Raw genomic sequence first — 14,452 nt, 5'->3', positions numbered from 1 at the left:
AGAAATCGCAGCAAGTTATTTCGTATAGGCAGTATGCAGCAGGGATGGAGTGCCCGGAAGCTTTTAATAATAATATATCATTACGCCCGCTTCAGGCTACCAACCCGAAGCTCGAATTCATCCAATGCTTCCTGCTCCGGATTCTCACATTTCAGATGAACCAGATTGATCAGTCTGGTATGTGGTTCATATTCGTATTTATTATCAATGTCCGCCGGATCAAGTCCCAGTCTGAACCACAGATGATTCATATGCGCTTTCGTCACAGAATTCTCATACAGCACCTTGATCGGTGTCTGCAGACTGTAGCTGTACTCTGTCTTCGCATCCAGATAAACAGGCATACTGCACACGATATTTCGGGAGCTGTTGCCGATCAGAATATTATAGACGCCTTCCTCTGCTACCCACTGATGCAGGTCACTGTCAAAGGATGCAAAATCCTCCTTCGTCAATGTAAATGTCACCTTTTCACGCTCACCATATGCCAGCCGGATCTTCTTAAAAGCTTTCAGTTCCTTTACAGGCTTTGATATCGTCGCATACGGATCACTGATATAAAGCTGAACAACTTCCATACCCTCTGAAAACTCTTCCGGTCCCTGATTGATCACATCCACAGCAATCCGAAGAGAATCCGTCAGCACCGGCATCTTCTTATTATCCACTTTGCCATCCGGATAAACCAGTTCCACCGGAACAGAATCTGCGATTGCACGCTCATTGCTGATCTCAAAATGACTATAGGATAAGCCATGTCCAAATGGATACAACGGCTCTACCATTTTCTTATCATAATATCTGTATCCGACGTAAATCCCTTCTCCATAATTGACCTGATATCCATCCCCGGGGAAATTCAGATACGTCGGTGTATCCTTATGCTTCTTCGGGAAGGTCAGCGGCAGCTTTCCGGATGGATTAACACGTCCGGTTAAAATATCTGCCATCGCATGTCCGCCCTCCATTCCCGGAAGGAACATACAGAAAATACCATCCAGCTCATGCTCCCAGAGTGCCAGATCAACCGGGCCGCTTACATTTAAGATCAATCCTAATTTGACCATAGGATTTTCCCGTTTCAGATCTAACATCTGATTCAAAATCTGTGCATCCTCCACGGACAGCTTCATATTCTTCCGGTCATTTCCTTCCATGCCCGGTATTCTGGCAACGCAGATATAGGTGGAAATGCCTGCACGCTTCCCTACTGCCGGTATTCCGATACTCACCTCGACGCCATTCTGGATCAGCCCCTCGTAGATGCTGCTGTCCTTATCTGTCGTAATACCTGCACTTCCGGTACCACAGTCATATAAACGGATAGCTCCGCTTCCACATAGGACAACCCCGGACATTACCTCCTCGTCTGATACAGTTTCAAATACAGAATCATTGCCCGCCTTTCCTTTCGACCGGATCGGGAAGATTCCATTTTCATTTTTCAATAATACAATTCCCTCACAGGCTGCCTTATATGCTGACTGCTTCGACATATCCATAATATACTGTGCTGACATATCATAGCATTCCGGTGAACCATAGGTGTCCATCAGCTCCAGCACTCTCGCCACATTCCGGTCAAGCTCCTCTTCTATCAGCTCCCCGGCTTCTACTGCCTGAACAACCTTCTCCGGATCTGCTGTGATTCCCGGCATATTCAGATCATTGCCTGCCTTTAACGCTGCGATCGGATCATATACTGCCCCCCAGTCTGATACGACCATACCTTCAAAGCCCCAGTATTTACGCAGAATACCGTCTAACAGCCATTCATTTGCGGTGCAGGCTGTTCCATTGATCTTATTATAGGCTGCCATAACTGTCGCAGGCTGTGCCTGCTCTACACAGGCACGGAAACCAGGAAAATAAATCTCCTGCAATGCCCGTTCTGATATCGTTTCATTTATTCCCTGACGGTTCTTCTCCTGATTATTGGCAGCAAAATGCTTGATATTTGCTGCAACGCCTTCCGCCTGCACACCCTTTACATATTCCGGAGCAAGCTTCGCTACCAGACACGGATCCTCAGAGAATCCCTCAAACAGTCTTCCGCCCAATGGATCTCTGTGGATATTGATGTTCGGTGTTCCAAGAAGCATACTCACGCCATATGCTCTCGCTTCTCTTCCAAGTGCATGTCCTGTCTGATTGACAACATCGGGGTTAAAGGTTGCTCCCAGCATCATGCCACACGGAAAACATGCCGGAGACATAATATCAGCCGCCGCATCGCCTGCCATTTCAACAAATGCAAGCGTCGTATCATTATTGGTTGTATTCTTTATAAATTGTTCCTTCAGATATTCCCGGACTTTTTTCCAGACCTTTGTCTCTTTTTCTGTCAGCTTGTCCGGACGAAAATAGTCAAATATAACATTTCTTTCTTCCGTTGCACTAAAATCCTTCATCAGCCATGCTTCTTCCTCATCGCGCGGATTTGTACGCCAGGAAAGGATCAGATCTGCGATCAACTGTTCATAATTGATCCCGGTTCCTCCATCCAGCATACGGATCGCAGGCACCCCATATCTGGAAGCATCCGCTGTGCAGAAATTACTTGCACCGCATACCATGTCAGCCTTTTCTTCTATTGTCATTTGTTCCAGTATTGTCTTGATCTTATCTGTCATATTTTTATCTCCTGCTATTTGTAACTATTTTCTGTTCATCTGAAAACAGCTCACAAATTCTATCTACTAAATTCTGATTTTATAAAAGCACCCGCTTTACTGCGTTTTCCCAGCCGGAAAGCAGCATCCTCCGCATCTCTTCATCGATCTGCGGCTCAAATATCCGCTCCACCTGCCAGTTCTGCTTTATCTCTTCTATACTGTCATAATATCCAACAGCCAGTCCTGCCAGATATGCCGCACCAAGTGCTGTCGTTTCTGTTACGACCGGGCGCACAATTTCCCCTGCTAACAGGTCAGCCTGGAACTGCATCAGGAAATTATTTGCACTCGCACCGCCATCTACACGCAGCCGTTTCAGCTCCATGCCGGAATCATTCTCCATTGCCTTTAACACATCGTAGGTTTCATATGCCAGTGATTCCACGGTCGCCCGAACAATATGTTCCCTTGTGGTGCCTCTGGTTAGTCCCAGGATCGCACCTCTGGCATATGCATCCCAATATGGTGCGCCAAGTCCTGTAAATGCCGGAACCACATAGACACCATTGCTGTCCTTAACGGATAATGCTATTCTCTCTGTATCACCGGCTTTCTCGATCAGCTTCATTTCATCGCGCAGCCATTTGATCGCCGCTCCTGCGACAAATACGCTGCCTTCCAGTGCATACTGTACCTTGCCGTTCAGTCCGATCGCTATCGTAGTAAGCAGTCCATGTTCGGAATAAACAGCCCTGTCTCCCGTATTCATCAACAGGAAACAGCCGGTACCATATGTGTTCTTCGTATCTCCCGGTTCAAAGCAGCACTGTCCAAATAAAGCTGCCTGCTGATCTCCGGCAACACCTGCAACCGGTATCGAACCGCCGAATAACCGTTCATCCGTGTATCCATAGATCTCACTGGAATTATGCACCTCCGGCAGCATACTTTCCGGTATCCGGAATTTCTCCAGCAATTCCTTATCCCACTCTAATGTGTGAATATTAAACAGCATCGTTCTGGATGCATTTGTATAATCCGTTGCATGAACCCTGCCGCCGGTAAGCTTATAGATCAGCCAGGTGTCCACTGTACCGAAATACAGCTTGCCCTGCTCTGCCATCTCTCTTGCTCCGTCAACATGATCGAGGATCCACTCGATCTTCGTAGCGGAAAAATACGGATCTGCGATCAGTCCGGTCTTTTCCCGGATCACAGTATCATACCCTTCTGCCTTTAATGCATCGATCCGGTCAGCGGTTCTTCTGCACTGCCATACAATAGCCGGATAAATCGGTTCTCCTGTTTCTTTATTCCAGACAATCGTTGTCTCTCTCTGATTCGTAATTCCGATCGCTGCAATCTCTTCTACTGGAATACCAAGTGTCTCTCTTGCTTCCATCATTACGCTCATCTGAGATGCCCATATTTCCTTCGGATCCTGCTCTACCCAGCCATTTTCCGGAAAATACTGTGTAAATTCCTTCTGTGATACAGCAGCCATCTCTCCATTTTTTCCAAATAAAATTGCTCTTGAACTGGTCGTACCCTGATCCAGCGCCATTATGTATTTCTGCATTGTATATCCTCTTTATAAATAACAATTTTTCAGGCTGATCTAACTTCTGCCTGTCTTATGCTGCGTTTTCCTCGTTCCCATAACAAATGAACAAAATACGGAGGCAGGATTTGGTATAAAACGTCCCCTGTCCCCGTATTTTATTTGTACCGGCAACCAGCCAGTATCCTTGCATACACATATCTCTGATGATTGCCTCCATAACCGGAAAAGCGCCTTGAATACGAGACTCCTCCGGTTTTATATATTCATTCAATTTCTGATATTTTTATAACTCTAATTTTCACCTGTTGGATCTATAATAAGTCCATTGTTTATTTCACCTGAAGTTGTAATAATATCCTCTGTCTCAAATTCCACAATCTCCATAACCGGTGCCTCATACTGTTTTTTCATTTTTAGTTACCCTCCTTATATTTTCAATATCTTTATATTAATATCTTATCGTTCTTAATTCGCAAGCCAGTAGTTTAATGCGGAATTACCGTATTCCATGATATCCTGCAGTAATGCAACCAGCTTTGTATTGCTGTTGTTTCTCATATTATAGGCATAAGCAGATATACCATAGGTCATACGTGCTGACGCTTCACCATTTACCTGAACTGTAAATGTATAAGTTTCATCCATCTTTGTCGGAAGGATCTCATATGTAACACCATAATATTTGTTTGTGCCATATGGCTTTAGATTCTGACCTGCTATAACATCTGAAACTCCTGTTCCGTTGACATTGATCGTAATATCAGCAATATTCCCTTCATATTCAGATGTATCAATGATCACTGCAATACCAACACGGTTCTCAAGCACCAATGTTCGTCCACTGATCTTTACAACACCGGAATTTGTAACTGAGCTTCCGGAATTCGTAAATCCTGTTAATGAATGCTTTGCACTCGCATAGGTCTGATAATCATCAAAATCTGCATTTGCCAGATCTGAAGTGTTATATCCAAAATAGGTCTGAGCGGATGCACCATAGTTTACCAGATCAACCAACAGTGTCTTTAATACTTTACTTGTGCCATCCATTGCGATCAGCCGTTTTGCATAATCAGCAACACTGGTTGTATAAGCCTTGCTGTAGCAATTTGTCATTCCACCATCACTGGTACCTTCAAGCGTTGCTGTTATATCTTTCGTCATTTCCTTTGCTGCAATTCCTGTAAACTCTCCATACAGATATGTCTTGCCATTTACAGTCTTTGTAAGTTCTTTTGACAAGCCCGATGCTCCCTGTACTGTTCCGGATGCATCCCGGTACACAATTGTCGCATTCTGATAACGTTCCAGAACAGCCGGATCTACCAGATATACCAGAGAAATATCACTATCCAGTGTGATCGATACCTGTTTTATATTCAACAGTGAATCCACATAACCTTCTGTCAATGGATACAGCTCCAGATCCTCAGAACCAACAACTGAATTCTTATCATATATTCTTCCCTTGCTGTCTACCCATGCAATATAGGAAGGATCTGCTGCCTCCGGATATACGAGTTTTGCGCCCTCCTCCATGAAGTTTGAACCGCCGCTGATCACATTATTGTCTGTATCATAAAATGTTACTTTTCTTGTAACCTTGGTTTCTGAACTGAATGTCAGTGAACCATTGTCTGTTTCTACAAAAGATTTCCATTCGGATGTATGGTATTCTTTCTTCTCAGCATCTGTCAAAGAAGCTGCATATCCATTCAATTTGTAAGAAGCATTACCGGCTGCGATCTCTGACGACTCCATGAATGCACAATCGGTAACATTGCCTGCTACAGCTATCAGATTCATCGGTTCCATAGCAGTATTTGCAATACAGTTTGCAACTTTATTACCGTTACCATTTCCTCTGAAAATACCTGTTGTAGTACCTGTTGAACCATCTGTTAATGAAAACTTACCATTTGCAAAGCAGTTAACTATCGTTCCTGAAGTCGATGCCTCTCCTGCAAAAGCACTACAGGTTGTAAAAGCAACCGCAGTCATTGAACCTGAATAGATACAGTTTGCAATCAGACCATTATTAATTCCAGCAAATCCACCCGTATATACAATTGCACCAGTGCCCTTGATCGTTCCCTTAAATACACTGTTAATAATTTGGGAACCATTTGCCTGATAAACATAACCACCAGACGGTGCCTGTCCATTCAACTGAATGTCCGCAGCAACCACACAATCCTTAACCGTACTTCCTGTAAGCATACATGCCAGACCACCGATCAATGCACCATCACTTACGATTGAACAACTGCTATCAATCGTACATCCGCTGATCTCGGTCTTCTCAGCCAGACCGCATAAAATACCACTGCCCGAACTCGATTCTCCGGAAAGTACTACATTGCTCATCTTCAGATTCTTGATCGTTGCTCCCTGTGTCTTTCCAAATAAACCAAACGGAGCTTCAGGACTATATTCTGCAGCCGTTATACTTGCCGTAAGTCCTGACACTGTATGTCCCGCCCCGTCAAATACTCCCGTATATGGATTAGCAGCACTACCGATTGGTATCCATGTGGTTCCTGCCGGTATCGTAATATCCGCTGTCAGCTTTACACTTGCATATGCCTCTGCCGTACCTGCATTTACCGCTTTTGCAAAAGCTGCAAACTGTTCATATGTACTGATCTCCACTGCCGTACTCTCAGTCGCTGCATCTACAACAAATGCCCCAGCCTGTCCCCCTGCATACGGAAGCCCTGCCGGATTCATTGAGAAAACAGTAGCTGCTGCCGCAACGCAGGCAACGGTTCTCTTCATCTGTCTTACAAATAATTTATTTCCCATACTTCCTCCTCCATATCTCATCTGAATTCGTACGCTCATACTATTCACTTTAGCAGATTTTGTTATTAACTTCAAGGAATATATGGTTTTCTTTGGTTATTTTTTCCAAATTTATTTAAACATTCCAAATATTTTTATCTATATAATATAATTTTGTGAAAAGAATACTCACTTTTACATTCTATTTTTAACAAATTTCATACATATAGCTGTTTTGGAATTGATTCCCTCTGATATCTTTTCAGGATCATACCAGAAACATGTCCGTTTTATTTGAGATAATCATTTCTCAAAATCTGGTTCACACGTTCTACTTCTTCCCGAAGCCCGCGGGAGGACATCCGAAGTGCGCCCTGCCCCATGATGATCAACTGTTCCAGTCCATCTGAGGATGCAACCGTCACTTTATACTTTCTGCCAAGCTCATGTGTCGTCTTTTCTATATACATATCGGCAGTCTCGGCTTCCTTCGTATAAACCACATGGATATTTCCATGCTTTGTAATGCTGCCCGGATTCTGCTTCACCTTATAAGCATCAAATACAAGGATCAATTCACAGCCGACATACCCCTGATAATTCGACATAATATCGATCAGCTTATCTCTGGCACTGTCAATGTTCACCGCCGCCAGTGCTTTCAGATCATCCCATGCAAATATCACGTTATACCCATCAACTAACAGATATTCTTTCTCGCCCTTTTGCTTCCTGTATGCCCCAGGTCTGGCAATTCCGGTATCCGCCGTCTTTGATCCGGCAGACAGTGTCTGCGCACCGGCAGTTTTGCTTTTACCATGTCCTGCCGCCTTTTTTACATACCAGTCCGCTTCCGATACACCCTTATTATACCGATTGAAACCCGCTTTATTATAAGCTGCATTTTCCCGGCTGTTTGAACCATAGGTACGGACAAATATATCCTCTAACTCTTTCTCATCATACACCGGCACACCTGCGTCCTGCCGCTCACGCGCCATCCGCTTCCGGTTATCCTCGTCTGCCTCAGTAGGCTCTGACGTTATATTCCGCAGGACATCTTCCATTCCTGCAAGTGCAAATCCCGGATCTTCTTTTACATGCATCATATCATACACATCGTACCAGTCCACGATATATCCGGCTCCATGTGCACAGAATACCGATGATGCCGGATTTGCCAAATCAAGCTCCGGATCATAGGTACTTGCCGCCAGCACTTCATCTTCATTGTGGCATGGCTCATATCCCTGCAGGGTACAGGATAACTTTCCCTGCCCTCTGGTATATGCCGTTACATCCTGCTGGTACTCCTGCATCGTAGCAACCGGTGCAGTTCCTGTCAGGATACTCATTTCGCCTTCAATCTCCGGCTGTGCAAATCGTCCATGCATCCGCGTGATATCATTCATCGCCCGCCCGGTCATCTCTGTAGGGATCTCCAGCCGGAATGCATACACGGGTTCTAACAGTCTGCATTCCCCCATCATAAGCCCCTGCCTTACTGCACGATATGTTGCCTGACGGAAATCACCGCCCTCTGTGTGCTTCTGATGTGCCCGTCCTGCGGTCACTGTGATCTTCATATCTGTGATCGGTGCGCCTGTCAGCACGCCCCGGTATTCCTTTTCTTCCAGATGTGTCAGGATCAGTCTCTGCCAGTTCTTATCGAGTACATCCTCACTGCATATCGTATCAAACTGCATGCCACTTCCCGGCTCCAACGGTTCCATCAGTAAATGCACTTCGGCATAGTGACGAAGCGGCTCAAAATGTCCGACTCCCATTACCGGTTCTGCAAGTGTCTCTTTATATATGATCCTTCCCATACCAAATGATATGAGATAGCCAAATCTGTCTTTTACGATCTGCGTCAGCACCTGAAGCTGCACCTGTCCCATAACCTTCACAAAGATCTCTCCGGTCTCCTGTGCAAACTCCACATGTAACTCAGGTTCTTCTTCCTCTAACTGCCTGATATCCCGGAGCACGACAACTGCATCCTTGTCCTCCGGATAGCTGACTTTATAAGATAACACAGGTTCCAGTCCGGCAAATACATTTTCCTGTTCACATCCAACGCCCTGACCTGCGGATGTCTCACCAAGCCCGGTGACCGCACATACCGTTCCGGCAGAAGCCTCCTCTACCGTCTCGTAACGCGCACCGGAATAAATCCGTATCTGGTTGACTTTTCCTTCGGTTCCCTCGATCTGCTCTCTGCACTTTAAGCTTCCTCCGGTCACCTTCATATAGGTAAGACGTTCCCCTTTTGCATCTCTCGATATCTTGAAGATCCGTCCGCCAAATTCTGCATTATATGCAGGCATCACCATATAGGTATTCATCGCATCCAACAATTCCTGCACACCGGAGAGTTTGAGTGCCGATCCCCAGAAACAAGGAAATATCTTTCTGTCAAGAATTGCTTCGATGATATCCTCTACCTCAACCATACCACTATCCAGATAGGTATCTAACAGTCTCTCGTCTGCCATCGCGATCTGTTCATCTCTGTCCCCGGATGAGAAATCAACGCAATCCCCATCCAGCTTTTTTCGTATATTTTGGAAAACAGCATCTTTATCTGCCCCATCCATGTCCATCTTATTTACAAATATAAATGTCGGGATCTCGTACCGCTTCAACAGCTTCCATAATGTATCGGTATGGCTCTGTACCCCGTCCACACCATTAATGACAAGAATCGCATAGTCAAGCACCTGTAAGGTTCGTTCCATTTCCGCCGAGAAATCAACATGCCCCGGCGTATCAAGCAGTGTAATCTCCATGCCATCATATGTAAATACCGCCTGCTTGGAAAATATCGTGATCCCACGCTCCCGCTCCTGTGCATCCGTATCCAGGTAAGCATCCTTATGATCCACCCGTCCAAGCTTACGGATCTTGCCTGCCGTATATAACATGGCTTCCGATAATGTAGTTTTTCCCGAATCAACATGGGCAAGAATACCCACCACCAACTTTTTCATATCTGTATTTACCCTGTTTCTGTCCATCATATATCATATCGAGCATATAGCTGATGGATATTTTTCCATCCGTCCCACATTTCATACGGGTCAGACTTCCTTCTTCTTATTCTTTCTCTGTTTTATAACTGCAAACTTCGCTGCATAGACCGCGCCCAGTGCACATGGAAATACAAATGTTGCAAAACGGTATAGCAGTGCCATAGCTCCTGCTTTCGCACTTCCCACGATCGCACCAAACATTGCGATCATTACAAACTCACTGGAACCGATTCCTGCAGGCGTAGGAATAACTGCCGCCAGCATGACTGATACCGTCGTGATCGCCAGTGCCACATCCGGCGAAAATGCACCGTTCTTGTACAGTACGATATACGGAATCATAAACCAGCAGGAAAATTTACAAATGTTGATCAGCAGAACGCCAAGCAGCAGCTTCCAATGGCGCAGCAGTTTCTTTGATTCCGTTTCCATGATATCACACTGTTCCTTGATTTTAGCAAACTTTTCTGTAAATCGTCCTTTGTAATTCACCAGATCCATCAGCTTCTTTAAGATCTGATGGAACCATCCGGCACATACAAACAACAGTAAACATATCGTAATAATAACTGTAGCCACAAATCCAATTCCAATATATGCTTCATATTCCGCAAAGGTTTCATTCATATAATGGAAATGCAGCAGATACAGGATCACCGCCATGATTCCGATGCTTAATTTGTGCACTGCATATTCAATCATATACATACCAAATGCTTCTGAGGTCTTCACTCCATACTCATTCAGGTAAACCAGAGCCGACACACCCGCTCCGCTTCCAAGCGTCGCCGTTCTGTAAAATGACACAAAATATGTCATTCCAAACGCCTGTCTGAATGTAAACGTCGGATTATACTGTCTGGCAAATAACATCGTGATCGTACTCTCAAACACACCATACAGCAATGTCGCCACAAGGATCAGCACGACGATCCAAGGGCTTGTCTTCACAAGCTGCTTTGCGATCGGTCCTGCCATATCCCGGAACACATATACGATCAAGCCGAGAAGCACCAGCACAAATGCCCATTTTATAATACTTTTCTGTGTTTCTGTTAATTTCTTCATACTCAACTTATTACTCCGTATCTTTTATCTATTGTTACTCAACTTCCATATATGCAGCATCCTCAAAAAAATCATTTTGCTCCGAAACGAATCTTACGACATCAGAAGATTTTAAATTTGGAGTATTTTTAATATAATCAACTAATAATTTTTGTCTTGTTGGTTTTTTCGCTGCATAATTTATCATTGCTGAAACAAAATCATAATAAGAATCATCAATAGCATTTAATAAAGCTGTTAATTCCTCCATATTCATCCTCCTTACATCTCAATACGCATATAAATATTGTATTCATTATAGCCATGGTTCTCAAAATAATGCCAATATGGTCTGTTATCAATTCCATATGATGCATGAACTGCAAAAGGTTTATTTTTATATTTACTGTAATTCGTATTTATTTCACTATAAATCTTCGCATATTCAATATGGTTTAAAACAAAAGCATTGTAAATAAATTTCATATTGCCTCTTTTCTGCTTTATTCTAAACCGTTACTTTCCGCACAATTACACTATACCATATCCACACGCTCACCGACAACAACAAACACGCCCCACCACATTGCTGTATGGTGAAGCGTGTCTGTTTTGAGATAAATGATTATTTTGAAAGGATATTATATTCACATGTAAATCTTATTGGTTTTATCCAAAGAGCGGAGTTGAGTAATATCTGTCACCACTGTCCGGAAGGAGAACTACGATTGTCTTTCCTGCATTTTCAGGACGCTTTGCAAGTTCCTTTGCTGCTACGAAAGCTGCACCGGATGAGATACCAACGAGAATACCTTCTATACTTGCGATCTCTTTGCCGCCTTCAAATGCTGCATCATTGTCGATTGTGATGATCTCATCGTAGATTTTTGTATTTAATGTATCCGGTACAAATCCTGCACCGATACCCTGAATCTTATGTGCTCCTGCAGTTCCCTTTGAAAGAACCGGTGATGTAGCCGGCTCTACTGCTACAACCTTAACATCCGGATTCTGCTGCTTCAGATATTCACCGACACCTGTTACCGTTCCGCCTGTACCAACACCTGCTACAAAGATATCAACCTTTCCATCTGTATCATTCCAGATCTCCGGGCCTGTTGTCTTTCTGTGTGCTTCCGGATTTGCAGGATTTACGAACTGACCTGCAACGAAGCTGTCAGGGATCTCCTTAGAAAGCTCCTCAGCCTTTGCGATCGCACCCTTCATACCCTTTGCACCTTCAGTCAGAACGATCTCTGCGCCGTATGCTTTGATGATATTTCTTCTTTCAACGCTCATGGTCTCCGGCATAACGATGATTGCCTTATAACCCTTTGCTGTAGCAATAGATGCAAGACCGATACCTGTATTTCCGGATGTAGGCTCAATGATCGTAGCGCCCGGCTTTAATGTGCCCTTTCTCTCAGCATCTTCGATCATCTCTTTTGCGATTCTGTCTTTTACGCTTCCTGCCGGATTAAAATACTCTAACTTTGCAAGGATCTTTGCATTTAAGCCTTCCTTTTTCTCAATGTGATTGAACTCTACTAATGGTGTATTTCCGATTAACTCTGTTGCGTCTTTATAAATTTTACTCATAACTTTAATCTCCTATTCTGATTCTATTTTTTCGTTTTGCAGGTGACCGATGATCTTCGATCACCCATATTTTTTTATTATTTTTATGTTCAATTATCTACTGTTTTTATTATTGATTATTCTGCGATTGCCTTAAATGCTTCATCCAGATCTTCGATAATATCGTCGATGTTCTCTGTTCCGATGGACAGACGAATTGTATTCGGCTTGATACCCTGATCTAATAACTCAGCCTCGTTGCACTCTGAATGAGTGGTTGATGCCGGATGGATAGCAAGGGATTTTACATCTGCAACATTTGCAAGGAGCGAGAATAACTCAAGCTGATCGATAAATGCCTGTGCCTCTTTTGCTCCGCCCTTGATCTCAAATGTGAAGATTGATCCGCCGCCATTTGGGAAATATTTCTTATATAATGCCTGCTGTTCAGGATCCTCTGAGATGGATGGATGATTTACCTTCTCAACCAGTGGCTGATCTTTCAGATACTGTACAACCTTAAGTGCATTTTCAACATGACGTTCTACACGTAAGGATAATGTCTCAAGTCCCTGAAGGAAGATGAATGAATGTACCGGTGAGATAGTTGCGCCCATATCTCTTAACAGGATCGCTCTGATGTAAGTAACAAATGCAGCAGGTGCTGTATCCTTTGCAAAGCTTACTCCATGGTAAGATACGTTCGGCTCTGTTAACCATGGGTATTTGTCACTGGATGTCCAGTCGAAGTTACCACTGTCGATAATGACACCACCGATCGTTGTTCCGTGTCCACCGATGAACTTGGTAGCGGAATGTACAACGATATCTGCGCCGTACTCGATCGGGCGAACGAGATAAGGTGTTGCAAATGTATTATCTACGATCAATGGAATATTATGTGCATGTGCGATCTTTGCGATTCTCTCGATATCTACAACCTCTGAGTTAGGATTTCCGAGTGTCTCGATCTCGATACCGGTTGTATTGTCCTGAATAGCAGCTTCGATTGCATCATAGTCAAATGGATCAACGAATGTTGTCTCGATTCCAAAATCCGGAAGTGTATGTGCAAGAAGGTTATATGTTCCACCGTAGATGTTCTTTGCTGCTACGATGTGGTCACCCTTATGTGCAACTGCCTGAAGTGCATATGTCAGAGCTGCTGCTCCCGAACCAACTGCAAGTGCTGCTACGCCACCCTCTAATGCTGCGATTCTCTTTTCGAAAATGTCTTCTGTAGGATTTGTAAGTCTTCCGTAAATGTTACCTGCATCTCTGAGACCAAATCTGTCTGCCGCATGCTGGCTGTTATGGAATACATATGATGATGTAAGATAGATCGGAACTGCTCTTGCATCTGTTACAGGATCCGGTGTTTCCTGTCCTACGTGTAACTGTAATGTTTCAAATTTTAAATTTCTTTCGCTGTATGATTTCTTTGCCATAATTTTTAATCTCCTGTTCTTTTCTCCCGGCTGATGTACGTATCCGTTTCTTCTATCATTGTGTACTGCCGTTTTATTATCTGTCATTTTATTCTGTATTCGTTATTTGCTCCCTATGCCGGAGCTTATCATTTCGTCATTCATGGATATTCTTATCCGGGCTTACTCTAGCGACAACATCTGTAAATTCCGCCTGCTGATAACGTTTGTCTGGTAGTACACATTCGATTGTCTTCATTCAAATATTGTGGTTGATAATACTTGTTCAACATGCCTTTTACCTCGTTTCCGCTTATTCCTATCAACAAACTATGATTTATCTTATGCATGTATATTACACCTCTATTCCTACTTTGTCAATAGGATAATAGAAATATTTTT

Annotated in this window: 9 protein-coding genes; all 9 read right to left on the bottom strand. The window is 43.7% G+C overall.

Features of this window, described 5'->3' with window-relative positions; translation table 11 throughout:
• Positions 1–80: 80 nt before the first annotated feature.
• The 9 genes from DWW85_RS08010 to DWW85_RS07970 all read right to left on the bottom strand — a co-directional run bounded on the left by DWW85_RS08010 (position 81) and on the right by DWW85_RS07970 (position 14,071).
• The gene (locus DWW85_RS08010) at positions 81–2,633 is read right to left on the bottom strand and encodes a glycoside hydrolase family 3 N-terminal domain-containing protein (protein WP_117808282.1); all 2,553 of its coding nucleotides are present in this window, start codon (positions 2,631–2,633) and stop codon (positions 81–83) included.
• Between the two features lie 79 nt (positions 2,634–2,712).
• Positions 2,713–4,194, bottom strand: coding sequence for a glycerol kinase GlpK (gene glpK / locus DWW85_RS08005; RefSeq protein ID WP_021944783.1), 1,482 nt, complete (start codon positions 4,192–4,194; stop codon positions 2,713–2,715).
• A 450-nt stretch (positions 4,195–4,644) separates the two neighbouring features.
• The gene (locus DWW85_RS08000; protein WP_021944781.1) at positions 4,645–6,984 is read right to left on the bottom strand and encodes a hypothetical protein; all 2,340 of its coding nucleotides are present in this window, start codon (positions 6,982–6,984) and stop codon (positions 4,645–4,647) included.
• A 269-nt stretch (positions 6,985–7,253) separates the two neighbouring features.
• A complete protein-coding gene (locus tag DWW85_RS07995; RefSeq protein ID WP_021944780.1) occupies positions 7,254–9,956 on the bottom strand; it encodes a TetM/TetW/TetO/TetS family tetracycline resistance ribosomal protection protein in 2,703 nt (900 codons plus the stop codon).
• A gap of 90 nt (positions 9,957–10,046) precedes the next feature.
• Positions 10,047–11,066 carry a lysylphosphatidylglycerol synthase transmembrane domain-containing protein gene (locus DWW85_RS07990; protein WP_117808280.1) on the bottom strand — a complete coding sequence of 340 codons (1,020 nt, stop codon included), beginning with the start codon at positions 11,064–11,066 and terminating at the stop codon, positions 10,047–10,049.
• A 34-nt stretch (positions 11,067–11,100) separates the two neighbouring features.
• Positions 11,101–11,316, bottom strand: coding sequence for a hypothetical protein (locus DWW85_RS07985; protein ID WP_117808279.1), 216 nt, complete (start codon positions 11,314–11,316; stop codon positions 11,101–11,103).
• Between the two features lie 11 nt (positions 11,317–11,327).
• Positions 11,328–11,531: a hypothetical protein gene (locus DWW85_RS07980; protein ID WP_117808278.1), complete on the bottom strand. Its 204-nt coding sequence runs from the start codon at positions 11,529–11,531 to the stop codon at positions 11,328–11,330.
• Between the two features lie 183 nt (positions 11,532–11,714).
• Positions 11,715–12,644: a cysteine synthase A gene (cysK, locus tag DWW85_RS07975; RefSeq protein WP_021944777.1), complete on the bottom strand. Its 930-nt coding sequence runs from the start codon at positions 12,642–12,644 to the stop codon at positions 11,715–11,717.
• A 116-nt stretch (positions 12,645–12,760) separates the two neighbouring features.
• Positions 12,761–14,071, bottom strand: coding sequence for an O-acetylhomoserine aminocarboxypropyltransferase/cysteine synthase family protein (locus DWW85_RS07970; protein WP_021944776.1), 1,311 nt, complete (start codon positions 14,069–14,071; stop codon positions 12,761–12,763).
• Positions 14,072–14,452 lie beyond the last annotated feature (381 nt).

Source organism: Clostridium sp. AF17-21AC, from assembly GCF_003461365.1.
Lineage (GTDB): Bacteria > Bacillota > Clostridia > Lachnospirales > Lachnospiraceae > Coprococcus > Coprococcus ammoniilyticus.
This window is presented reverse-complemented; position numbering and strand designations above follow the sequence as displayed.